Raw genomic sequence first — 22,851 nt, 5'->3', positions numbered from 1 at the left:
CAGGGGAGAGGGCTCTCTCCAATCGGGGACACTCCCCGTGTTGAGAGAACCCTCTCCCGGCGCTACGCGCCGACCTCTCCCGCAAGCGGGAGAGGTTGAAGCGAGCCTGTAGCTGCACTGTTCGAACCGAAGCCCTAATCCTCAAACTCCACCAGCGCCTTGCGCATGGTCTCGACCAGATCCAGCGCCACGGGTGACGGGCTGCGCTGCGCCGGAAACACCGCGGAGAATTCGAAGTCGATGCGCGGAAGGAAGCGTCGCACGACGACGCCGCGCGTTGCAAATTCCTGCGCGGTGAAGGGATCGCAGATCGCGACGCCGAGCCCTGACGACACCATGCCGCACATGATTTCCGACAGCGTGGTCTCGACCCTGAGCACACGGCGGACGTCATGGCGATGAAACACCTGGTCGACGAGATGCCGGCTCGACGATCCCGCCGACAGCGAGATGAAGGTCTCGCCCTCGAAATCGCGCGGCTCCAGCACCTCTTTCTCCGCCAGGCGATGCCCTGTCGGCAATACCGCGACCCGCGCCGGCGCGGGCAGGCGCAGGCTCGGCAGGCCGGAATGCGCGATCGGCACCTCTGCAAAGCCGATGTCGCATTGGTTGTTCAGGACCCAGTCGACCACGATGGGCGAGATCACGCCGAAGAAGGCAAGGTTCAGATTGGGACGCTCCATCAGGAAGTGTCCGGCAAGGCGTGGTAGATAGCCGTTTGCCAGCGCCGGCAGCGCGGCTATCCGCAACGACCCCGTGCGGCGGCCGCGGATTTCTTCCGCCGCCGCAGTGATGCGCTCGAGACCGACGAAGGAGCGCTCGACCTCGGTGTAGAGCGCCATCGCCGCCGCGGTCGGCACCAGGCCGGTGCCGCGCCGCTCGAACAACTCCATCTTGAGCAGCGCCTGGAAGTCGCGCAGCAGCCGGCTGACCGCGGGTTGCGTCACCGCCATAAGCTTCGCCGCCTCGGTGACGCTGCCGGTCAGCATCGTCGCCCGGAAGGCCTCCACCTGCCTCGAATTGATCCGCGCCATCCCGTGATCCAAATCATAACATTTTGGCATGCAAAGGGTGTCATTATTCATTGGACGATGGAAGTATAGGTTGCGATCTTTTTCATCAGAGCTGGAGACAGCCCGCTTTTTCGGCAGATTGGAGGACTTCCAACCTCCAGATCGCGCCAAATCCGCCGAGCAGGGGCCGGAGCCCTGGTCGGGAGACGGATGGCGCGGAAGGAAATGCGGCAGGCACTTCGGCCGGAGACTTGTCGGCACGTCACCTCATTCCGGTATTGGAGATCGGTCCATATGAAGACTCTTCGCTTTCTGACCGCGGTCAGCATCGCAGCGCTCATTGCCGCCCCCTCGGTCGTCTCGGCCCAGCAGAAAACGCTTTATGTCGCCGGCTATGGCGGCTCGTTCGAGAAGACCATCCGCGACGAGGTGATTCCGGCCTTCGAGAAGGAGAACGGGGTCAAGGTCGAGTATGTCGCCGGCAACTCCACCGACACGCTGGCCAAGCTTCAGGCGCAGAAGGGCAACCAGCAGATCGACGTTGCCATCGTCGATGATGGCCCGATGTACCAGGCGATCCAGCTCGGCTTCTGCGGCAAGCTCGACGGCTTGCCCGCCGATCTCTACGACACTGCACGCTTCAAGGACGATCGCGCGGTTGCGATCGGCATCGTCGCCACCGGGCTGATGTACAACACGAAAGTGTTCAAGGAGAAAGGCTGGGCGCCGCCGACCTCGTGGAACGACCTGAAGGACACGAAATACGCAAAACAGCTCGTGATTCCACCGATCAACAACACCTACGGTCTCGAAGCGCTGGTGATGCTGTCGAAGATGAACGGCGGCGGCGAGACCAACGTCGAGTCCGGCTTCAAGATCTTCAAGGAGCAGATCAATCCGAACGTGCTGGCCTATGAGCCGTCGCCGGGCAAGATGACCGAGCTGTTCCAGTCCGGCCAGGCCGTGATCGCGGTATGGGGCACCGGCCGCGTGCAGAGCTTCGCCAATACCGGCTTCCCCGTCGACTTCGTCTACCCGAAGGAAGGCGCAGCGACGCTGCTGACCACGGCGTGCCCGATCAATAAGCCCAATGCTTCGCCGCTGGCTGCGAGCTTCGTCAAGATGCTGCTCGATCCGAAAACCCAGCTCGTGATGCTGAAGGATTACGGCTACGGCCCGGTGCTGAAATCGCTGGTGATCCCGCCCGAGCTCGGCAAGATGGCGCCGATCGGCGAGCGCGCGGCCAAGCTCTATAATCCGGACTGGACCGTGATCAACGAGAAGCGCGAGGAGTGGACCAAGCGCTGGAATCGCGAGGTCGAACGCTGATCGGTCGCCGCGGAGACAGCGCCATGGCCTATCTCGAGCTCGATCGGGTCGCAAAGCAGTTCGGCACGCAGACTGTGGTCGATGACTTCAGCCTGTCGGTGGGGAAGGGGGAGTTCATCTCCTTCCTCGGCCCGTCCGGCTGCGGCAAGACCACGACGCTGCAGATGATCGCGGGCTTCCTCGATCCGACGCGCGGCGCGATCCGCCTTGAGGGCAAGGACCTGACCGTGATCCATCCGGCCAAGCGCGGCCTCGGCATCGTGTTCCAGAGCTACGCGCTGTTTCCGCACATGACCGCGGCGGAGAACGTTGCCTTTGGCCTAGAGATGCGTGGCGTGCCGCGCGCTGAAAGGTCCGAACGCGTCCGCGCCGCACTCGCGATGGTGGGCCTCGCCGGATACGAGGATCGCCATCCGCGTCGCATGTCCGGCGGCCAGCAGCAGCGCGTGGCACTGGCGCGTGCGCTGGTGATCAAGCCCAGCGTGCTGCTGCTCGACGAGCCGCTGTCGAACCTCGACGCCAAGCTGCGCGAGGAGATGCAGATCGAGCTGCGCCAGATCCAGCGCACCGTCGGCACCACCACGATCCTGGTCACGCATGACCAGAACGAGGCGATGTCGCTGTCGGATCGCATCGTGGTGATGAGTCAGGGCAAGATCGAGCAGATCGGCACGCCACAAGAGACCTATGAAAGGCCGGCCTCGGCCTTCGTCTCGCAATTCCTCGGCAAGACCAACGATTTTGCCGGAACGATCGACCGGACCGTCGCGCCGACGCAGTTGGTGGCCGGCTCCTGGCGCGCACCGGCGCCGGCTGGGCTCGGCGGTCCCGTCACCGTCAGCGTTCGCCCCGAAAGAATCGGCTTTGGCGATACAGGGCTCAGCGCAAAAATCATCACGCGCATCTTCCAGGGCAATCACTGGCTGTTCCAGTGCGACAGTGAATGCGGCCCGGCGATCGTGATCCGCCAGAACGACGGCAAAGCGCAGCCGGCCGAAGGGGACGCGGTTCGCCTCACCTGGCGGCCCGAAGACATGAGCGTTCGCGTGAGGGCCGGCGCATGAGCATGGCGGCCGAGGAGCGCAGCCTGCCCGCGCCGTGGGTGCTGACCGCACCCGCCTTGATGCTGTTCGTCGGCGTGCTGCTGATTCCGCTGGCGATGACGGTGATGCTGTCGTTCCACGATTGGGGCCAGTACAAGGGCATCGAGCCGGTCTTCATCCTCAAGAACTGGCACGAGATCGCGACCGATCCGTATTACGCCGAGATGTTCTGGCGGACGTTCCGCATCGCCATCCTGACCACGCTGCTCACGGCGCTACTCGGGGCACCGGAAGCCTATATCCTCAACCGCATGAGCGGCCGCTGGAAGAGTTTTTTCCTCCTGGTCATTCTGGGGCCGCTTCTCATCTCCGTGGTGGCGCGCACGCTGGGCTGGGCCCTGCTGTTCGGTGGCAACAACGGCCTCGTCAACAAGCTGCTGATGTCGCTCGGGCTGATCGGCTCCCCCATTCCCTTCATGTTCACCGAAACAGGCGTGGTGATCGCGCTCGCGCATGTGATGATGCCGTTCATGGTGCTCTCGGTGTGGGCGGCGCTGCAGCGGCTCGATCCGCAGATCGAGAATGCTGCGATGTCGCTCGGCGCGGGCCCTGCGACCATCATCCGCCGCATCATCATGCCCCAGATCATGCCGGGCGTGCTGTCGGGCGCCATCATCGTGTTCTCGCTCTCGGCCAGCGCCTTCGCGACGCCGGCGATCATCGGCGGCCGCCGCCTCAAGGTCGCCGCGACGCTCGCCTATGACGAATTCCTCAACACGCTGAACTGGCCACTCGGTGCCGCCGTCGCAACGCTGCTGCTGGCCGCATTGGTGCTGATCGTCGTCGGCAGCAACGCACTGATCGAACGCCGCTATGCGGAGGTGTTCCGATGAGCCGGAACGGTCCGCTCGCGCTGATCTTCCACACCGTCTTCGTCATCATCATGGTGGCGCCGATCCTGGTGGTCTGCCTCGTCGCCTTCACGCCCGAAGGTTTTCTGTCGCTGCCGACCAACGGGTTTTCGCTGCGCTGGTTCAAGACGATCCTGAATTACCCCGAATTCATTCACGCCTTCTGGGTCAGCCTCGGCCTTGGCGCGTTGTCCTCCCTCGTGGCGCTGCTGTTCGCGGTGCCGGCGGCGCTGGCGATCGCGCGCTATCGCTTCCGTGGTCGTGATGTGCTGGCGGCGCTGTTCCTGTCGCCGCTGATGATCCCACATGTGGTGCTCGGCATCGCCTTCCTGCGCTTCTTCACTTCGGCCGGTCTCGGCGGCAGCTTCGCGGCGCTGATCGTCGCGCATGTCATCATCGTGTTCCCGTTCGCGCTGCGGCTGACGCTGGCGGCGGCGACCGGCATGGACCGCACGGTCGAGATGGCGGCGGTCTCGCTCGGCGCCGGCGGCTGGACGCTGTTCCGCCGCGTGACCTTGCCGCTGATCCTGCCCGGCGTGATTAGCGGTTGGGCGCTCGCCTTCATCCAGTCCTTCGACGATCTCACCATGACCGTCTTCCTTGCTGCGCCCGGGACCGAGACGTTGCCGGTCCGCATGTTCCTTTACATCCAGGACAACATCGATCCGCTCGTGACGTCGGTCTCGGCCTGCGTGATCGCAATCACCATGGCCGCCCTCATTTTGCTCGACCGCTTCTACGGGCTCGACCGTGTGCTCGCTGGCAAGGGCGATACGGGACGATAGGAGAACTCATGTCAGGAGATTACGACGTCGCCGTCGTCGGCGGCGGACTGCTCGGCTCCGCCATTGCCTGGGGCCTCGGCCGGCTCGGCAAGAAGGTCGCCGTGCTCGACGAAGGCGACATCACCAAGCGCGCCTCGCGCGCGAACTTCGCATTGGTGTGGGTGCAGAGCAAAGGGCTCGGCATGCCGGCCTATACGCGGTGGACCGTGCAGGCCTCGCAGGCGTGGGGCCGGCTGGCCTCCGAGCTGAAGCAGCAGACCGGCCTCGACGTCGCCCTGCAGCAGAACGGCGGTTTTCATCTCACGCTCGGCGAGGACGAATTCGGCCAGCGCACCGAGCTCGTCAAGCGCATGCACAACCAGGTCGGCGCGGCCGACTACAAGATGGAGATGCTGCGGCCGTCCGAGGTGAAGGAGGCGCTGCCGCTGATCGGCCCCGAGGTCTCCGGCGGCAGCTATTGTCCGCTCGACGGCCACGTCAATTCGCTGCGCACCTTCCGCGCCTTCCACACCGGCTTCATTGCGTTCGGCATCGACTATTTTCCGGAGCGTCCGGTCTCGGCGATCAGCAAGAGCGGGGGCGAATTTCGGCTGATCACGCCGCAGGGCGAGCTGCGCGCCGCCAAGATCGTGCTCGCCGCCGGCAACGCCAACCAGACGCTGGCGCCGATGGTCGGCCTCTTTGCGCCGATGGGCCCGACTCGCGGCCAGATCGTCGTGACCGAGCGCACCATGCCGTTCCTGCCGCATCCGCTGACCACGATCCGCCAGACCGACGAGGGCACGGTGATGATCGGCGACAGCAAGGAGGACGAGCTCGATGATCGCACGCTGAAGCCGTCGATCAGCGGCGTCATGGCCGATCGCGCGCAACGCATGTTCCCGCATCTGGCGCGGCTCAACGTGGTCAGGAGCTGGTCCGGCATTCGCGTCATGCCGCAGGACGGCTTTCCGATCTACGACCAGTCGGAGACGCATCCCGGCGCCTTCGTCGCCTGCTGCCATTCCGGCGTGACGCTCGCCTCCAACCACGCCTTCGAGATCGCGCGCATGGTGGCGCAGGGCGCGCTCGAGCCGGAGCTGGTCGGCGCGTTCTCGGCCAGCCGTTTTGGCGGCGCAGGTGCTGCGAACAGCAGCGGCTACTAGAGATTCTGAGAAGGAGCCAAGAGGCATCCCCATGTTCAAGCGATCCGAACAGGACAAGCGGCCACAGGTGCAGATCTTCGTCGATGGCGTCGCGGTCGCAGCGCGCCAGGGCGACACCGTCTCCGCCGCACTGCTGGCCTCCGGCGTTGACGCACGGCGTTCCACCGCGGTGAGCGGCGCGCCGCGTCTGCCTTATTGCATGATGGGCGTCTGCTTCGACTGCCTCGTCACCATCGACGGCGTCGGCAACCGGCAAGGGTGCCTCGTGCCCGTCGCCGAGGGCATGCAGATCGAAATCCAGAAGGGCAAGCGGGAGATCGGAAAATGAGCGTGGCTCCCAAGCGCGAAAACTATGACGTCGTGGTGATCGGCGCCGGGCCCGCGGGCCTTGCGGCTGCCGCAACATCCGCCAAGGCCGGCCTCTCGACGCTGCTGCTCGACGAGAACATCGGCCCCGGTGGCCAGGTGTTTCGCGCCATCGCCTCGACGCCGGTTACCGAGCGCAATCAGCTCGGCGCCGATTATTGGGTCGGGGCCGATCTCGTGCAGTCGCTGCGCGCGAGCAATGCGGAGGTCATTCACCGCGCCACCGTCTGGAGCCTCGACCGCAATCTCGATATCGCCGTCTCGATCGGCGGCGCCTCGGCCTTTGTCAAGGCGAAACGCGTGATTCTCGCGACCGGTGCGCTGGAGCGGCCGTTCCCAATTCCCGGCTGGACGCTGCCGGGCGTGATGACCGCCGGCGCGGCGCAGACCATGCTGAAGTCCTCGGCCCTGGTGCCCGACGGACGCACGGTGATCGCAGGGCAGGGGCCGCTGCTGTGGCTGCTCGCCGCGCAGATACTGCGGCTTGGCGGCCGCATCGATCGCATCCTCGACACCACCCAGCGCGGCAATTATTTCGCCGCGCTCCCGCACGCTTTCGCCTTCCTCACCTCGCCCTATTTCGCCAAGGGCCTGTCGATGATGCGCGAGGTGAGGGCGAAGGTGCAGGTCGTCTCCGGCGTCACCGAGCTTGCGGCTTCCGGTGATGGCCAGCTTGCCAGCGTGAGCTACGTCGCCGGCGGCAAGCGCGAGACCATCGCTGCGGACCTGTTGCTGCTGCATCAGGGCGTCGTGCCCAACGTCAATCTGGCGATGTCAGCCGGCATCGAGCATCGCTGGGATGATCTGCAATTGTGCTGGTCGCCAGTGCTCGACGCGAGCGGCAATTCGTCGGTCGCCGGCATCGCGATCGCCGGTGACGGGGCCAGCATCGGCGGCGCGAGTGCAGCCGTGGTGCGCGGTCGCATTGCCGCGCGCGCCGCCGTCGAAGCACTGGCGCCCGCTTCTGCCGCAAAACTTCCCGCAATGGCGACGCTCCGTTCCGACCTCGCCAAGGCTGAGCGTGGTCGCCTGTTCCTCGACACGCTGTTCCGCCCCGCGCCGCAGTTCCGGATTCCTTCAGGCGATACCATCGTCTGTCGTTGCGAAGAGGTCACGGCAAAGGACGTTCTCGATTCCGTCGCGATCGGCGCGACCGGGCCGAATCAGCTCAAGGCCTATCGCCGCACCGGCATGGGCCCGTGCCAGGGCCGGCTCTGCGGCCTCACCGTCACCGAGCTGATGGCGGGGGCGCGCGGCAAGACCCCGCAGGAGATCGGTTACTACCGGCTGCGCGCGCCGGTGAAGCCGATCACGCTGGCCGAACTCGCCGCCGTTCCCAAGAGCGAGGCCGACGTCAAGGCTGTGGTGCGCGGATGAGCACAAATGTGGATGCGATCGTCATTGGCGGCGGCATTCACGGGTGCTCGACCACGCTGCATCTGTGTCTCGCCGGCCTGAAGCCGGTGCTGATCGAGAAGGACTATGCCGGCCGTCACGCCTCGGGCGTCAATGCCGGCGGCGTCCGGCAGCTCGCGCGGCACATTCCCGAGATTCCGCTGTCGATCCGCTCGATGGACATCTGGGAGAAGATCACGGATCTCGTCGACGACGATTGCAGCTTCGAGAGCTACGGCCAGGTGCTGGTCGCCGAGAACGAGGAAGAACTCGCCCTCTGCCGCGCGCGCGTCGCCGAGCTCAATGCGCTGGGCTTCACCCACGAGGAGCTGATCGACGCCGCCGAACTGCGCCGGCTGGTGCCGGCGGTGGCCGAGACCTGTCCCGGCGGTGTGGTTTCTCGGCGTGACGGTGCGGCCAATCCGGCGCAGACGACGACGGCGTTCCGCCGCAAGGCCGAGCAATTGGGCGCAACTGTGCGCGAAGGCGTAGCTGCCGGCAGCATCCGGCACCGTGACGGCCTCTGGCACGTCGATGCCGGGTCGGAGAGCTTTGCCGCGCCGGTGCTGGTGAATGCTGCCGGCGCCTGGGCCGGCAGGATCGCGGCTCATCTCGGCGAGCCCGTCGCGGTCGAAACCGTGGCGCCGATGCTGATGATCACCTCGCGCGTGCCGCACTTCATCGACCCCGTCGTGATCCTGCGTGGTCGAAAGCTGTCCTTCAAGCAGTTCAAGAACGGCACCGTGCTGATCGGTGGCGGCCATCTGGCGACGCCCTATCAGGATCGCAACGAGACGGTGCTGGACTGGAAGAGCCTTGCGACCAGTGCGCAGACCGTGTTCGAGCTGTTTCCGGTGATGCGCAGCGCCAACATCGTCCGTGCCTGGGCCGGCATTGAAGCCAAGATGAAGGACGACATTCCCGTGTTCGGGCCGAGCTCGCGTCACAAGGGCCTCTATCACCAGTTCGGCTTCTCGCTGCACGGTTTCCAGCTCGGCCCTGGCGCCGGCGCCGTGATGGCGGAACTGATCGTCAACGGCGGCACCCAGACCCGTATCGGCGAACTCGGCATCGACCGCTTCCACCCTTCCACGCTCTAAACAAGAGGATATCATGAGCATCACCCGCAGCATCCGCACGCCCATCATGCACCGCGCCGTCGAAGCCAATGGCTTCGTCTTCCTCGGCGGCACGATCGCCGACGACACCTCGGTCTCGATGGGCGAGCAGACCCGCAACATCCTCGGCAAGATCGCCGGCTATCTGAAAGAGGCGGGAACCGACAAGAGCCGCGTGGTCAGCGCCTCGATCTTCGTCACCGATCTCTCCAAGAAGAAAGAGATGGACGCGGCCTGGACCGAATTCTTCGGCGACAACCTGCCGACCCGCGCCACCGTCGGCGTCGCCGATCTCGGCGGCGGCGCGCTAATCGAGGTGGTGGTGACCGCGCTCAAGGGCTGATGGCGCACGGCGAGGAAGGACGACAGCGCCAATCACGCTGTTGTCTCCTCGAGCCGCGCCTTGATCTCGCCTTTTGATGGGACTAGTTAGAGAGTTCCTCAATCAGGATCTTCGCAGCCATGGATTTCTCTCCGACCGCAACGCCCATCCGCCTTGCTCACGGGGAATTCCATGCCTGCTTCAATCGTCCTGTCGAACCTGTCGCTGTCCACGCCTGACGGGCGCTCTCTTTTCTCAAACCTCGATCTGACACTCGGCGCCGAGCGAACTGGTCTCGTCGGCCGTAACGGCGTTGGCAAGACGACGCTGCTTGCGTCGATGCTCGGCGAACATGTTCCTCAGTCGGGACGCGTTCTGATCAACGGCACTATCGGCTTGTTGCGCCAGGACGTGCAGGTTCTTGCCGGCGCGACCGTGGCGGATCTGTTCGGCGTGCGGCCGGCGCTCGAGTTGCTGCGCCGTGCCGAGCGGGGCGACGCCTCCGCCGACGAGGTCGCTGCGGTCGACTGGACGCTCGAGACGCGGCTTGAGGCCGCGTTGGCGCGCCTCGGGTTCGATCCGTCTCCCGATACGGCGCTGTCGTGCCTGTCCGGTGGCCAGATCACGCGGGTTCGTCTCGCCGCGCTGGTGTTCGCTGCGCCTGACTTCCTGCTGCTGGACGAGCCCACCAACAATCTCGACCAGGACGGACGCAAGGCCGTCACCGATCTGCTGTCTGCCTGGCGCGGCGGCGCGATTATCGTCAGCCACGACCGGACACTGCTCGACACCATGGATGCGATCGTCGAACTGACGTCGCTCGGCGCGACGCGATATGGTGGCAATTGGAGCAGCTTTCGAACGCAGAAGGCCATCGAGCTCGCGGCTGTGAGGCACGATCTCGCGCATGCCGAGAACCGCCTGTCCGAGATCGACGGGAGGGCGCAGGAGGCCGCGGAGAAGAAAGCGCGCAAGGACAGCGGCGGCAGAAAGAAGCGCGCCAAGGGCGACATGCCGCGCATCCTGGCCGGCGCCCGCAAGGATCGCAGCGAGGACACCGGCGGCAAGAATGCGCAAATCGCGGAGCGGCAGCGCGCGGAGGCGCTTCAAGCCATCGACACGGCGCGCCGGCGCATCGAGGTTCTTCAGCCGCTCTCGGTCAAATTGCCCGCAACCGACCTGCCGGCGGGGAGGGAAGTGCTTTGGCTTGACGGTGTCAGCGCTGGCTTTTGGCCGGAGCAGCCTGTCGTGCGCGACCTCTCATTTGCGGTGGTCGGGCCGGAGCGCGTCGCGCTGGTCGGGCCCAATGGCTCCGGCAAGACGACGCTGCTGAAGCTCATCGTGGGCGAGCTGCGTCCGCTTGCGGGCATCGTGCGGCTCAGGCCGGATTTCGCGTTGTTCGACCAGAAGGTCAGCCTGCTCGACCCGGCGCGCTCCATCCTGGACAATTTTCGGCGTCTCAATCCGAAGGCCGGTGCGAACGAGTGCCATGCCGCGCTGGCCCGGTTCATGTTTCGCGCCGATGCCGCCTTGCAAATCGCCGGGAGCCTGAGCGGCGGGCAAATCTTCCGCGCGGGCCTCGCTTGCGTGCTGGGCGGGCAGCCGCCGCCGTCGCTGCTGATCCTGGACGAGCCGACCAATCATCTCGACTTCGAGTCCATCGAAGCCGTCGAGGCCGGCTTGCGGGCCTATGACGGCGCACTGCTGGTCGTCAGCCATGACGAGGCGTTCCTGCAGGCGATCGGGATCACGCGGCGGATCGAACTTGCCGCCAATTTGCCGCGCATCGATGGCGGGATCGTCTGATCCCGCTTGGCGCTCTGGATCTGGCTGTGATTTTCAAAAGCCCGACGCCCTGCCCCCAGCGCGTCGGGCGGAAAAAAATGAGTATAAATCCGTGATCCCAACGCCATTGTTGTGACGCGGGCCGCATCGATTTTCTACTCCGGGAAACTACCGCATCGGAACCAGGCTTCGTCTGCCCACCGATTGCGCGGCCTAGGATGCCGCGCCTCCACCCGGCTCCAGCGCCTCGCCGATCTCCAGCGGATGCGCCATGGTCTCGTGCAGCGCGTCGCGGTCGAGCTCGCCTTCGGAGATGCTGATGACCACGCAGGCAACGCCATTGCCGATCAGGTTGGTGAGCGCGCGGCATTCACTCATGAACTTGTCGATGCCGACCAGGATCGCGATCGACTGGATCGGGATATCAGGCACGATCGACAGGGTCGCAGCGAGCGTGATGAAGCCGGCGCCGGTCACGCCCGAGGCCCCCTTGGAGGTGATCATGGCGATGCCCAAAATGCCGAGCTCCTGCCAGATGGTCAGATGGGTGTTGGTCGCCTGCGCCAGGAACAGCGTCGCCAGCGTCATGTAGATGTTGGTCCCGTCGAGGTTGAAGCTGTAGCCGGTCGGGATGACGAGGCCGACCACGGAGCGTGAGGCGCCGAGATGCTCCATCTTCTGGATCATCTGCGGCAGCACGGTCTCGGAGGACGAGGTGCCGAGCACGATCAAGAGTTCGTCCTTGATATAGGCGATGAAGCGTAGGATCGAGAAGCCGGCGAGCCGGGCGATCGAACCCAGCACGATCAGCACGAACAGGATACTGGTCAGATAGAACGTGCCGATCAGCGCGGCGAGATTGAGCAGCGAGCCGAGGCCGTAGGCGCCGACGGTGAACGCCATGGCGCCGAAGGCGCCGATCGGCGCGACGCGCACGATGATGCGGATGATGCCGAAGAACATCTTCGCCGCCTTGTCGATCGCGTCCGCGATGGGCTCGCCGGCCTTGCCGAGAAAGGCGATGGCGAAGCCGGAGAGAATCGAGATCAGCAGCACCTGCAAGAGGTCGCCGCGCGCGATCGCCCCGAGATAGCTGTCGGGAATGATCGCCATCAGGTGGGCGACGATGCCCTCTTCCTTGGCCTTGGTGACGTAGGTCGCCACCGAATTCGGGTCGATCGTGGCTGGATCGATGTTGAAGCCGTGCCCGGGCTGGAGAATCTCCCCGACCAGAAGGCCGACCGCGAGGGCCACGGTCGAGACCGTCTCGAAATAGATCAGCGATTTCAGCCCGACCCGGCCGACCCGCTTCAGATCGCCCATCGAGGAGATGCCGTGCACCACGGTGCAGAAGATCACGGGCGCGATCATCATCTTGATCAGCGCGATGAAGCCGTCGCCGAGCGGCTTCAAGGCCTTGCCGAGATCGGGATAGACATAGCCGATGAGCACGCCGAGTGCGATCGCGATCAGCACCTGGACGTAGAGGATCTTGTACCAGGGCTGGTGCCGGCGCTGGATGGCTGACGGGATCGCAATCTGTGTCATAATGTAGGCTCGGGAACGGATTGATCGTGCATGATTTGCATCATGTGATGGGCGCCGCAGAAGCGACAATCACATTTTTGTCTGTTGGCACGACCATCGGTCGTTGCGTCGAACTTGGGTGGGAACATGACGATCGCAACAGGCTCGGACGAGCAGAGTTATTTTCCACGTTGGAAGCTCAAGACCTCGGGCGTGATTATGCCGGAGGAGCGGCTGTCCTGGGGCCAGACCATCGTCTCGGGTCTTCAACATTGCGTCGCGATGTCCGGTGCGACGATCATCGCGCCGCTGTTGATGGGGTTCGATCCCAACGTTGCAGTTCTGTTCTCCGGCGTCGGCACGCTGATCTTCTTCGTCATCGTCGCCGGGCGCGTGCCGAGCTATCTCGGCTCGAGCTTCGCCTTCATCGCCGTCGTCATCGCCGCCACCGGCTATGCCGGGCAGGGGCCGAACCCGAACCTGTCGGTTGCGCTCGGCGGCATCGTCGGCGCCGGAGTGCTGTATGGCCTGATTTCGCTGGTCGTGATGTGGTCCGGTGTCGGCTGGATCGAGCGGCTGCTGCCGCCGGCCGTTACCGGCGCCGTCGTCGCCGCGATCGGTCTCAATCTCGCGCCGGTGGCGGTCAAGGCAGTGAGCGCCAATGCCTTCGACACCTGGATCGGGCTCGCCACCGTGCTGATCATCGGCGTGGTGGCCGTTGCAGCGCCAGGCCTGTGGCGCCGCCTGCCGATCATCCTCGGCGCTGTCGGCGGCTATCTCTTGTACCTGCTTTTCGCGAACGGCCTCGGTTTCAGCAAGCCGATCGATTTCACGCAATTGTCGGCCGCGCCGTGGCTCGGGCTGCCGAACTTCACTGCGCCGAGCTTCCATGCCGATGCGATCTTCCTCATCGCGCCGGTTGCGGTCATTCTCGCTGCCGAGAATCTCGGGCACATCAAGGCCGTGGGCGCCATGACGGGCCGAAGCCTCGATTCTTATCTTGGCCGCGCCCTGTTCGCCGACAGCTTAGCTACCATCGTGGCGGCGTGCGGCGGTGGTACCGGCGTCACCACTTATGCCGAGAACATCGGCGTGATGGCGGCGACCAAGGTCTATTCGACCCTGCTGTTTGCGTTCGCAGCCTTGGTGTCGATCCTGCTCGGCTTCTCGCCGAAATTCGGCGCGCTCATCCTGTCCATCCCGGGTCCCGTCATCGGGGGGCTTTCGATCGTGCTGTTCGGATTGATCGCGGCGATGGCCGGACGAATCTGGGTCGAGAACAAGGTCGACTTCGCTAATCCTGCGAACCTCATCACGGTCGCGGTGGCGCTGATCGCAGGGGCCGGCGATCTCACGCTCAAATTCGGTGCATTCACGATCGGCGGCATCGGCACCGCGACCTTCGGCGCGATCATCCTCTATCAGATCTTGACCTCGCCGCGCGCGCAGCGAGCTGACTAGATCCCGGCATCTGCGAGGGATGGAACAAAACGCCGGTTCCATCCATGATGATGCATCCCGGAGAAAACACATGCCGCAAACCGAACGCTCGACCCCGTTTTCCTCGCGCCTCGTCGGCCAGTACGCGCTGGTGACCGGCGCCTCACAAGGCATCGGCCGTGCCGTCGCCATCCGGCTCGCCCAGGAAGGCGCGACCGTCGCCATCAATTATTTCGGCAGTCCCGAGGGGGCGGACGAGACGCTCGCGCTCGCACGAATCGCATCGAGCGATCGCGGCCACGGCAGGCTCGACCATATCGTCGTCAAGGCCGATATCGGCAATGAGCAGGACATCGCCGCGATGTTCGAGACGGTCCTGGCGCGTTTCAAGCGCCTCGACTGTCTCGTCAACAATGCCGGCTTCCAGCGGGAATCGCCGAGCGAGGCGCTCGACGTCGAAACCTATCGCCGCATCATCGACGTCAACCTGAACGGCGCCGTGCTGTGTGCGCAGAAGGCGCTGGCGCATTTCGTCGCGCGCGGGGCAGGCGGCAGCATCATCAACTGCTCCAGCGTTCACCAGATCATCCCCAAACCCGGCTATCTCGCTTACTCGATCAGCAAGGGCGGCATGGCCAATCTGACGCGCACGCTGGCGCTGGAATTCGCCGGCCAGCGCATCCGCGTCAATGCGGTTGGTCCCGGCGCGATCGACACGCCGATCAATGCGGCCTGGACCGGCGATCCGGAGAAGCGCGGCGTCGTCACCTCCCACATTCCGATGGGGCGCGTCGGCACGCCGGAAGAGATCGCCGCGGTGTTCGCCTTCCTCGCCTCGGACGACGCCAGCTACATCACCGGGCAGACTATCTATGCCTGCGGGGGCCTGACGCTGTTTCCAGAGTTTCGGGAGAACTGGGCAAGCTGAAAACCGGCTTGGGGTTGCGCGCGCCTCGCGTGGGATAGAGGGGCGCGACCGGTTGGGGATCTGCGGCGCCGTGTGCTATCGACCGTGGATGGCGCTGCCGCTATTGGCGGGCGCCGACACGTGAAGGGCCCGTGACCACAACCATCAACATCAATGCCTATAGTGACGCGCTGGTGGTGCTCGGGACTGCCGGCGTGGTGGTGCCAATGGTCCGGCATTGGGGCATCAATCCCGTGCTGGGCTATCTCGGGGCCGGCGCCATTCTCGGTCCGCTCGGGCTCGGCTCGCTCGTCAAGGACGTCCCGGTCCTGTACTGGTTCACCGTGACGGACGCCCAGAACGTCGAGGGTATCGCCAATCTCGGCATCGTGTTCCTGCTATTCCTGATCGGGCTCGAGCTGTCTTTCAGACGGCTCATGACGATGCGGCGTCTGGTGTTCGGGCTCGGCGGCCTGCAAGTCCTCGCGACGTCGGCCATGATTTTCGGCGTGGCGCTTCTCTTCGGGCAGAGCTCCGATACGGCCGTGATCCTCGGCGCGAGCCTTGCGCTGTCCTCGACGGCGATCGTGCTCGAGCTCCTGTCCGCCGAGAGGCGGCTTTCCACCTCGGCCGGGCGCGCCAGCTTCTCGGTGCTGCTGGCTCAAGACCTCGCAGTCGTCCCCATTCTGGTTTTCGTCTCGGTGCTCGGCGCGGGAAGCGGTGGCTCGGTCGTGGCGCACATCTCCAGTGCGGTCCTGAAGGCTGTGCTGGCGGTAGCCTTCCTCACTCTGGTCGGACGGCTGCTGATCCGTCCGCTCTTCCAGATGGTCGCAGGCACCCATTCGACGGAGTTGTTCGTTGCCGCGACCTTGTTCGTCATCGTCGGCGCAGGCCTTGCCGCCCACCAGGCTGGCCTGTCGATGGCGCTCGGAGCCTTCGTTGCAGGACTGATGCTGGCGGAAACCGAATATGGCAAGGCCATCGAGGCCACCGTCGAGCCGTTCAAGGGCCTGCTGCTGGGCATCTTCTTCTTCACAGTCGGGATGGCGATCGACGTCCGTGTGTTCCTGCGCGAGCCCGGCTGGCTGCTGGCCGCCGTCGTCGGCATTCTCGTCGGCAAGGCGATCGTGCTGATCATCCTGGGGCGCCTCTTCAGGCTGTCATGGCCCGCGGCGATCGAGATCGGCTTCCTGCTGGGCCCCGTCGGCGAATTCGCCTTCGTCAGCATCGGAATGGCGGCGGCCGGAGGCATGATCGAGCCCCGCGTGTCGAGCTTTGCCGTCGCCGTCACCGCCGTGACGATGGCCCTGACGCCGCTTCTGGGCATGCTCGGGCGACGATTGGCCGCGAAGCTGAGCAGCGAACGCACGCCCGATCCCGAACTCGCGGTCCGGCCGCCCGGCGACCGGGCGCAAGCCATCGTGGTCGGCTATGGCCGTGTTGGAAAGGTCGTCTGCTCCCTGCTGACCAGCCATGGCCTGAACTACATCGCGGTCGATCACGCGGCCGTCGACGTGGCGCGCGACCGCCGCGACGGTCACAAGGTCTATTTTGGCGATGCGACAGAGCCGGGTTTCCTCGAAGCCTGCGGCTTGATGCAGACGACCGGCGTGATCATCACCATCCAGTCGCGGCCGGCGATCGATGCCGTCGTCGAGCGGATCCGGGCGGTGCGGCCGGACGTGCTGATCGTCTCGCGTGCGCGGGACGCCGATCATGCCCGGCACCTTTACGCGATCGGCGCAACCGATGCGGTGCCGGAAACCATCGAGGCGAGCCTGCAGCTCTCCGAAGCCGCACTGGTCGGCCTCGGCGTTGCAGTCGGGCATGCGATCGCCTCGGTGCACGAGAAGCGGGACGAGTTCAGGCTGACGCTGCAGCAGGCCGCGCGGATCGCGGGACAAGAGAAAGCTCGTCCGCTCGATCTCACGGGACGGCGGTCGCCGCGATAGCGGCTATGCGGCCGCCATGCGCCGGGATTGTCGTCATCTGGCAAAACGGGCCGGCGCGAACTACATCATGCGCCATGACGAATGCCCCTCCGGCAAAACCTCCGCTCCAGGATTTCATCGGCCGGCACGAACGCCTGTTCGTGCTGACGGGCGCCGGCTGCAGCACCAATTCCGGGATTCCCGACTATCGCGACAGCCAGGGCAATTGGAAGCGGACCCAGCCCGTCAACTTCCAGGCCTTCATGTCGGACGAGCAGACCCGCCGGCGCTATTGGGCGCGCAGCCTGATCGGCTGGCGGCGGTTCGGCCGGGCGAGGCCCAACGATGCGCATCGCGCGCTGGCCCGGCTCGAGGCGAACGGCCGGTGCGGGATGCTGCTGACCCAGAACGTCGACCGGCTGCATCAGTCGGCCGGCCATCGGCAGGTGATCGACCTGCACGGCCGGCTCGATCTGGTCCGCTGCATGGGCTGCGGGGCGAAGACGCCGCGCGAGGAGTTTCAGCACGCGCTCGGCCGCGCCAATGCGGCATGGCTGACGCTCGATGCCGCGGATGCGCCCGACGGCGACGCCGATCTGGAGCACGAGGATTTTTCCTCCTTCGAGGTGCCACCTTGCCAAGCCTGCGGCGGCATCCTCAAGCCCGACGTGGTGTTCTTCGGTGAGAACGTGCCGCGCGAGGTGGTGGCCACGGCGCAGGATCATCTGGCAGAAGCCGATGCCATGCTGATCGTCGGCTCGTCACTGATGGTCTATTCCGGCTTCCGCTTCGTCCAAGCCGCCGCGCGGCGCAATATCCCCATCGCCGCGGTCAATCTCGGCCGCACGCGCGCCGACGATCTCCTGACGCTGAAGGTTGAGGAGCGCTGTGAAGCGGCGCTTGCATTCCTGCTCTGATCGCTCAGGCGCGAACACGCCTTGCCTATTGCATAGGTGCCGCGCAAAATAGCCGGGCACAGCGTTGCAGGCATGCCTCATGGCACGGGAATTGCTGTGCTTTTGGACCCGAACTTGACGATCAGCACGGAGAAATTGGAATGCTCGAGGGAGCCGAGGTGCGGCTTGCCGTTGATATCGGTGGCACGTTCACCGACATCGTGCTGGACGTGGGACAAGACCGCAAAACCCGCAAGGTGCTGACGACGCCGCAGCGGCCCGAGCAGGCGGTGCTGGACGGCATGCGGCTCATTCTTGCCGATGCGCGCGCGCATATCAGCGATATCGACGTCTTCATCCACGGCACGACGCTTGCGACCAACGCTATCATCGAGCGGCGCGGCGCCAAGACGGCGCTGATCGCAACCGAAGGCTTTCGCGACGTGCTCGATATCGGCACCGAGAGCCGCTACGACCAGTACGATCTCAGCATCGACAAGCCGAAGCCGCTGGCGCCGCGCGGCCTCCGCTTCACCGTGCCCGAGCGCATCGACGCCCACGGCGCCGTCCGCCTCCCGCTCGACGAGACGGCCGTGCGCGCGCTCGCGCCGAAATTGCGTGAACTCGGCGTCGAGAGCGTCGCGGTCGCCTTCCTACACTCCTACGCCAATCCCGAGCACGAGCGACGCGCAGCGGCGATCATGGCCGAGGAGATGCCCGGCATCTCCGTCACATTGTCTTCCGCCGTCTGTCCCGAAATTCGCGAGTATGAGCGCACATCGACTGCGGTCGCGAACGCCTATGTGCAACCCCTGATCGACGGTTATCTCGCCCGCATGGCCGACGCCCTGCAGGTCGAGCAGTTCCGCGGCGCGATCTACCTCGTCACCTCAGGCGGCGGCGTCACTTCGATCGAGACCGCGCGGCGCTTTCCGGTGCGTCTCGTCGAGTCCGGGCCGGCCGGCGGCGCGATCTTCGCGGCGCAGATCGCGGCGCGTCTTGGCGAGAGCAAGGTGCTGTCCTTCGACATGGGCGGCACCACCGCAAAAATCTGCCTGATCGAGAAATACCAGCCCGAGACCTCGCGCGTGTTCGAGGTCGATCGCGCCGCGCGTTTCCTCAAGGGCTCCGGCCTGCCGGTGCGCATCCCCGTGATCGAAATGGTCGAGATCGGCGCCGGCGGCGGTTCGATCGCCCATGTCGACGCGATGAAGCGCGTCACCGTCGGCCCGGAGAGCGCCTCGTCGGAGCCGGGACCGGCCTGCTATGGCCGCGGCGGTCAGCGCCCCGCGGTGACGGATGCCGACGTTGCGCTCGGAATGATCGATCCTGACGCCTTTGCGGCCGGCACGATCAAGCTCGATCCGGAGCTGTCGAAACAGGCGCTGCTGCGCGATGTCGGTGCGCCGCTCGGCCTGTCGGCGGAAACAGCGGCTTATGCCGTGCACGAGGTGGTCTGCGAGAACATGGCGAGCGCCGCGCGCGTGCACGCTGTCGAGCGCGGCGCGGTGGTCGGCCAGCACACGCTGATCGCCTTCGGCGGCGCCGCGCCGCTGCATGCGGCGCGCGTTGCCGAGAAGATCGGCGTCTCCCGCGTGATCGTGCCCTCGAACGCCGGCGTCGGCTCGGCGGTCGGATTTCTGGCGGCTCCCATCGCGTATGAATTGGTGCGCAGCCGTCACGTGCGCCTCGATGATTTCGACACCGAGGCGGTCTCCGATCTGCTGCAGGACATGGCGACCGAAGCGCGCGCGCTGGTCGAGCCGGGCGCGGCCGGCGCGCCGGTGCGCGAGCGCCGCGCGGCTTTCATGCGCTATGTCGGCCAGGGCCACGAGATCACCGTCGAGCTGCCGAACCGTCCGCTGACGACGGCCGATCTCGCCGGTCTGCGGCAAAAGTTCGAGGCCGACTATTCGGCGATGTTCGAGCGACCGATCCCGGGCGCGGCGATCGAGGTGTTGAGCTGGTCGGTGCTCGCGACCACCGAGGCGCGCAATCCGCCCGCCGTCGCTTCCGTGGCGCGCCAGCCCGCGGCCAAGGCGTCCGGCAGCCGAAAATTCTTCGACGGCCGGGCCGGCGAAGTGATCGAGATCCCGCTCTATCGGCGCGAGGACATGGCGCCAGGGGCGACCATCGCAGGCCCCGCCGTGATCGCGGAAGACGAAACCTCGACCTTCGTCTCCACCAGTTTCGACGCCCATATCGACGGTGCCGGCAGCATCGTCATGGAACGAAAGGCGGCCTGATCATGAGCAAGGCAAATGGCGCGAGCCTGATCGACCTTCAGATCATGTGGCACCGGCTGATCGCCGTGGTCGAGGAGCAGGCGCAGGTGCTCTTGCGCACCGCCTTCAGCCCGATCGTGCGCGAATGCGGCGACCTCTCGGCCGGCGTGTTCGACCTCAGGGGGCGGATGCTGGCGCAGGCGGTGACCGGCACGCCCGGCCACGTCAACTCGATGGCGGAATCGGTCAAGCACTTCATCGCTCACTTCCCGATCGAGACGATGAAGCAGGGCGATGCCTACATCACCAACGATCCCTGGATGGGGACCGGTCATCTCAACGATTTCGTCGTCACCACGCCCTGCTTCAAGGACGGCAAGGTCGTCGCACTGTTCTCCTGCACCAGCCATCTCATGGACATCGGCGGCATCGGCTTCGGGCCCGATGCCACCGACGTGTTCATGGAGGGGCTATACATCCCCATGCTGAAGCTGATCGACCAGGGCGTCGTCAACGAGACGCTGATGGCGATGATCCGCACCAATACGCGGCTTCCGATCGACACCGAGGGCGACACCTATTCGCTCGCCGGCTGCAACGACGTTGGCTGCGAGCGCCTGGTCGAGATGATGAGCGAGTTCGGCATCGAGACGCTCGACGAGCTCGGCGACTACATCTGCGACCGCTCGCGCGAGGCCGTGCTGGCCGAGATTGCAAAGCTGCCGAAGGGCAGCTGGCGCAACACCATGGTGGTCGACGGATATGATGCCCCGGTGACGCTGGCGGCGACGCTGACCATCTCAGATACCGGCATCCACGTCGATTTCGACGGCACGTCCGCCGCGTCAAAATTCGGCATCAACGTGCCGCTGTCCTACACCACCGCCTATACCGTGTTCGGCCTCGGCTGCGTCGTCGCCTCGCAGATCCCCAACAATGCCGGCTCGCTCTCGCCGCTGACGGTGTCTGCGCCGGCCGGTGCCATCCTCAATGCGCCGAAGCCGGCGCCCGTGGCGTCGCGCCACGTCATCGGCCAGATGCTGCCGGACGTCGTGTTCGGCTGCCTGCGCCAGATCATTCCCGAGCGCGTGCCTGCGGAAGGCACCTCCTGCCTGTGGAATCTCAACGTGCGCGGCCAGACCCGCTCCGGCGCCGGCGGCAATTACGGGTTCTCGATGGCAGTCACCTCCAACGGCGGCACCGGTGCGCGCTTCGGCAAGGACGGGCTGTCGGCGACCGCTTACCCAAGCGGCGTGCGCGGCACGCCGGTCGAGATCGCGGAGACGCAGACGCCGCTGATCTTCTGGCGCAAGGAGCTGCGCCCGGATTCCGGTGGGGCAGGGCGCACCCGCGGCGGCCTCGGCCAGATCATCGAAGTCGGCAGCGGGGTCGATGCGCCGTTCGACATCCTCGCCGCGTTCGACCGCATCGACCACCCGCCGCGCGGGCGGGACGGCGGCCAGAACGGCGAGGCCGGCTATGTCGGTCTCAAATCCGGCAAGAAGCTGCGCGGCAAGGGCTTTCAGCAGGTGCCGCCGGACGACCGGCTGGTGGTGCTGACGCCCGGCGGTGCCGGCATCGGCGATCCCAGGGAGCGCGATCGCGCGGCCGTCAACGACGACGTCGCAAGCGGTCTCGTGTCTTCGGAGAACGCAGTCAAGGTCTATGGGTACGCGCGTTGATGCATCAGCGCGCTCGGTAAACGGAGGGGATAATGATTACGCGACGGAACTTCACTGTGGGCGCAGCAACGCTGCTCGCCGCCGGCCACATCTCGACTCGCGCCCGGGCGGCAACGAGCTGGGATATGTCGACGGTCTGGCCCGACGGCAATTTCCACACCCAGAACGCGATGGCCTTCGCGGAGGAAGTGAAGAAGCAAAGCAATGGTGCGGTCGCCATCACCGTGAAGGCCGGCGGCCAGCTCGGCTTCAAGGGGCCCGAGCACCTGCGGGCCGTGCGCGACGGCCTGGTGCCGCTCGCCGACGTCCTCAACATCCAGCAGGTCGGCGACGAGCCCTTCATGGGCGTCGAGAGCATCCCCTTCCTCTGCGGCTCCGTGGACGAGCTCAAGGTGCTGCACAAATATGTGCGGCCCGAATATGAGAAGATCGCCGCGCGCAACAACCAGAAGATACTCTACATCGTGCCGTGGCCGACGCAATATCTGCATCTGAAGGCGAAGGTCGCCGACGTCGAGGGCCTCAAGAACATCAAGATCCGCGTGCCCGACAAGAATGCGGTCGAGATGCTCAATGCCATCGGTATGGCGGCGGTGATGATCCCCTGGGGCGAAACGATTCCCGCACTCGCCTCCGGCGCGGTGGCCGGGGTGTCCACCTCGTCGGTGTCCGGCGTCGACGGCAAGTTCTGGGAGTTCCTGAAATACGTCTACCCGACCAACCATGTCTGGTCGTCGCAGATGCTCACCGTCAATCTCGATGCCTGGAAGGCGCTTGGCGCCGATCAACAGAAGCTGGTCGCTGACATCGCGGCGAAGATGGAGCCCGGCTTCTGGGCCAATTCGCTCAAGGCCGATGTCGACAGCCTCAACCGCCTCAAGGAGGGCGGCATGGAGGTGGTGCCGGTCTCGGACGCCATGATGAAGGACATCCGGGCCAAGACCGCGCCGCAGTTGGATGCCTTCCTCAAGCGCGTGCCGGCGGCCGACAAGCCGGTGCGGGCCTATCTCGCCGAAATTAAGCGCGGCTGA

The 22,851-nt window shown here is 65.5% G+C and carries 19 protein-coding genes; 17 read left to right on the top strand and 2 right to left on the bottom strand.

Annotation, left to right across the window (positions count from 1 at the left end; genetic code table 11):
• Positions 1-134 precede the first annotated feature (134 nt).
• A complete protein-coding gene (locus N2605_RS29335; protein WP_260344261.1) occupies positions 135-1,034 on the bottom strand; it encodes a LysR substrate-binding domain-containing protein in 900 nt (299 codons plus the stop codon).
• Positions 1,035-1,307: 273 nt separating this feature from the next.
• Here N2605_RS29335 and N2605_RS29330 point away from each other — a divergent pair, with 273 nt between their 5' ends.
• The 10 genes from N2605_RS29330 to N2605_RS29285 all read left to right on the top strand — a co-directional run bounded on the left by N2605_RS29330 (position 1,308) and on the right by N2605_RS29285 (position 11,233).
• On the top strand, positions 1,308-2,342 hold the full coding sequence (locus N2605_RS29330; protein WP_260344260.1) for an ABC transporter substrate-binding protein: 1,035 nt from the start codon (positions 1,308-1,310) through the stop codon (positions 2,340-2,342).
• A 23-nt stretch (positions 2,343-2,365) separates the two neighbouring features.
• Positions 2,366-3,406: an ABC transporter ATP-binding protein gene (locus tag N2605_RS29325; protein WP_225146426.1), complete on the top strand. Its 1,041-nt coding sequence runs from the start codon at positions 2,366-2,368 to the stop codon at positions 3,404-3,406.
• Positions 3,403-4,278, top strand: coding sequence for an ABC transporter permease (locus N2605_RS29320; protein ID WP_225174957.1), 876 nt, complete (start codon positions 3,403-3,405; stop codon positions 4,276-4,278). The genes N2605_RS29325 and N2605_RS29320 overlap by 4 nt, the downstream gene beginning before the upstream one ends.
• Positions 4,275-5,081, top strand: coding sequence for an ABC transporter permease (locus tag N2605_RS29315; protein WP_225146428.1), 807 nt, complete (start codon positions 4,275-4,277; stop codon positions 5,079-5,081). Before N2605_RS29320 ends, N2605_RS29315 begins: the two co-directional genes overlap by 4 nt.
• An 8-nt stretch (positions 5,082-5,089) precedes the next feature.
• Positions 5,090-6,226, top strand: coding sequence for an NAD(P)/FAD-dependent oxidoreductase (locus N2605_RS29310; RefSeq protein ID WP_036021801.1), 1,137 nt, complete (start codon positions 5,090-5,092; stop codon positions 6,224-6,226).
• A 31-nt stretch (positions 6,227-6,257) separates the two neighbouring features.
• Positions 6,258-6,554 (top strand): (2Fe-2S)-binding protein, encoded by a 297-nt coding sequence (locus tag N2605_RS29305; RefSeq protein ID WP_025034065.1) that lies wholly within the window; start codon positions 6,258-6,260, stop codon positions 6,552-6,554.
• The gene (locus N2605_RS29300; RefSeq protein ID WP_225146429.1) at positions 6,551-7,969 is read left to right on the top strand and encodes an FAD/NAD(P)-dependent oxidoreductase; all 1,419 of its coding nucleotides are present in this window, start codon (positions 6,551-6,553) and stop codon (positions 7,967-7,969) included. Before N2605_RS29305 ends, N2605_RS29300 begins: the two co-directional genes overlap by 4 nt.
• Positions 7,966-9,087, top strand: coding sequence for an NAD(P)/FAD-dependent oxidoreductase (locus tag N2605_RS29295; protein WP_225146430.1), 1,122 nt, complete (start codon positions 7,966-7,968; stop codon positions 9,085-9,087). The genes N2605_RS29300 and N2605_RS29295 overlap by 4 nt, the downstream gene beginning before the upstream one ends.
• Before the next feature lie 13 nt (positions 9,088-9,100).
• Positions 9,101-9,448, top strand: coding sequence for a RidA family protein (locus N2605_RS29290; RefSeq protein ID WP_028138431.1), 348 nt, complete (start codon positions 9,101-9,103; stop codon positions 9,446-9,448).
• Between the two features lie 171 nt (positions 9,449-9,619).
• Positions 9,620-11,233 (top strand): ABC-F family ATP-binding cassette domain-containing protein, encoded by a 1,614-nt coding sequence (locus N2605_RS29285; protein WP_225139276.1) that lies wholly within the window; start codon positions 9,620-9,622, stop codon positions 11,231-11,233.
• A gap of 192 nt (positions 11,234-11,425) precedes the next feature.
• Here the strand turns inward: N2605_RS29285 and N2605_RS29280 are convergent, their stop codons facing one another.
• Positions 11,426-12,760 (bottom strand): dicarboxylate/amino acid:cation symporter, encoded by a 1,335-nt coding sequence (locus N2605_RS29280; protein WP_036021811.1) that lies wholly within the window; start codon positions 12,758-12,760, stop codon positions 11,426-11,428.
• Between the two features lie 126 nt (positions 12,761-12,886).
• On the opposite strand from N2605_RS29280, the gene N2605_RS29275 reads away from it, so the two are divergent.
• The 7 genes from N2605_RS29275 (at position 12,887) to N2605_RS29245 (ending at position 22,851) form a co-directional block, all read left to right on the top strand.
• Positions 12,887-14,200: a uracil-xanthine permease family protein gene (locus tag N2605_RS29275; protein ID WP_260344255.1), complete on the top strand. Its 1,314-nt coding sequence runs from the start codon at positions 12,887-12,889 to the stop codon at positions 14,198-14,200.
• 70 nt (positions 14,201-14,270) lie between these two features.
• Positions 14,271-15,107: a glucose 1-dehydrogenase gene (locus tag N2605_RS29270; RefSeq protein WP_260344252.1), complete on the top strand. Its 837-nt coding sequence runs from the start codon at positions 14,271-14,273 to the stop codon at positions 15,105-15,107.
• A 131-nt stretch (positions 15,108-15,238) separates the two neighbouring features.
• Complete coding sequence (locus N2605_RS29265; RefSeq protein ID WP_225139275.1) at positions 15,239-17,038, top strand: cation:proton antiporter domain-containing protein; 1,800 nt, start codon at positions 15,239-15,241, stop codon at positions 17,036-17,038.
• 74 nt (positions 17,039-17,112) lie between these two features.
• On the top strand, positions 17,113-17,934 hold the full coding sequence (locus N2605_RS29260; RefSeq protein ID WP_260344251.1) for an NAD-dependent protein deacetylase: 822 nt from the start codon (positions 17,113-17,115) through the stop codon (positions 17,932-17,934).
• 140 nt (positions 17,935-18,074) lie between these two features.
• Entirely contained in the window at positions 18,075-20,159 is a 2,085-nt protein-coding gene (locus N2605_RS29255) for a hydantoinase/oxoprolinase family protein (RefSeq protein ID WP_260344250.1), read from the top strand.
• A gap of 2 nt (positions 20,160-20,161) precedes the next feature.
• Positions 20,162-21,820, top strand: a complete 1,659-nt coding sequence (locus N2605_RS29250) for a hydantoinase B/oxoprolinase family protein (protein ID WP_225126338.1) — start codon at positions 20,162-20,164, stop codon at positions 21,818-21,820.
• 32 nt (positions 21,821-21,852) lie between these two features.
• Complete coding sequence (locus tag N2605_RS29245; RefSeq protein ID WP_109142491.1) at positions 21,853-22,851, top strand: TRAP transporter substrate-binding protein; 999 nt, start codon at positions 21,853-21,855, stop codon at positions 22,849-22,851.

This window comes from Bradyrhizobium yuanmingense (genome assembly GCF_025200905.1).
GTDB classification, from domain to species: domain Bacteria; phylum Pseudomonadota; class Alphaproteobacteria; order Rhizobiales; family Xanthobacteraceae; genus Bradyrhizobium; species Bradyrhizobium yuanmingense.
Note: the sequence above shows the minus strand (reverse complement) of the source record. Positions and strands in the feature narration are given on the sequence as shown.

Excerpts from the sequence above, each read along its gene's own strand:
- N2605_RS29335 (WP_260344261.1), bottom strand. The coding sequence starts at position 1,034 with ATGGCGCGGATCAATTCGAGGCAGGTGGAGGCCTTCCGGGCGACGATG.
- N2605_RS29330 (WP_260344260.1), top strand. The coding sequence starts at position 1,308 with ATGAAGACTCTTCGCTTTCTGACCGCGGTCAGCATCGCAGCGCTCATT.
- N2605_RS29325 (WP_225146426.1), top strand. The coding sequence starts at position 2,366 with ATGGCCTATCTCGAGCTCGATCGGGTCGCAAAGCAGTTCGGCACGCAG.
- N2605_RS29320 (WP_225174957.1), top strand. The coding sequence starts at position 3,403 with ATGAGCATGGCGGCCGAGGAGCGCAGCCTGCCCGCGCCGTGGGTGCTG.
- N2605_RS29315 (WP_225146428.1), top strand. The coding sequence starts at position 4,275 with ATGAGCCGGAACGGTCCGCTCGCGCTGATCTTCCACACCGTCTTCGTC.
- N2605_RS29310 (WP_036021801.1), top strand. The coding sequence starts at position 5,090 with ATGTCAGGAGATTACGACGTCGCCGTCGTCGGCGGCGGACTGCTCGGC.
- N2605_RS29305 (WP_025034065.1), top strand. The coding sequence starts at position 6,258 with ATGTTCAAGCGATCCGAACAGGACAAGCGGCCACAGGTGCAGATCTTC.
- N2605_RS29300 (WP_225146429.1), top strand. The coding sequence starts at position 6,551 with ATGAGCGTGGCTCCCAAGCGCGAAAACTATGACGTCGTGGTGATCGGC.
- N2605_RS29295 (WP_225146430.1), top strand. The coding sequence starts at position 7,966 with ATGAGCACAAATGTGGATGCGATCGTCATTGGCGGCGGCATTCACGGG.
- N2605_RS29290 (WP_028138431.1), top strand. The coding sequence starts at position 9,101 with ATGAGCATCACCCGCAGCATCCGCACGCCCATCATGCACCGCGCCGTC.
- N2605_RS29285 (WP_225139276.1), top strand. The coding sequence starts at position 9,620 with ATGCCTGCTTCAATCGTCCTGTCGAACCTGTCGCTGTCCACGCCTGAC.
- N2605_RS29280 (WP_036021811.1), bottom strand. The coding sequence starts at position 12,760 with ATGACACAGATTGCGATCCCGTCAGCCATCCAGCGCCGGCACCAGCCC.
- N2605_RS29275 (WP_260344255.1), top strand. The coding sequence starts at position 12,887 with ATGACGATCGCAACAGGCTCGGACGAGCAGAGTTATTTTCCACGTTGG.
- N2605_RS29270 (WP_260344252.1), top strand. The coding sequence starts at position 14,271 with ATGCCGCAAACCGAACGCTCGACCCCGTTTTCCTCGCGCCTCGTCGGC.
- N2605_RS29260 (WP_260344251.1), top strand. The coding sequence starts at position 17,113 with ATGACGAATGCCCCTCCGGCAAAACCTCCGCTCCAGGATTTCATCGGC.
- N2605_RS29255 (WP_260344250.1), top strand. The coding sequence starts at position 18,075 with ATGCTCGAGGGAGCCGAGGTGCGGCTTGCCGTTGATATCGGTGGCACG.
- N2605_RS29250 (WP_225126338.1), top strand. The coding sequence starts at position 20,162 with ATGAGCAAGGCAAATGGCGCGAGCCTGATCGACCTTCAGATCATGTGG.
- N2605_RS29245 (WP_109142491.1), top strand. The coding sequence starts at position 21,853 with ATGATTACGCGACGGAACTTCACTGTGGGCGCAGCAACGCTGCTCGCC.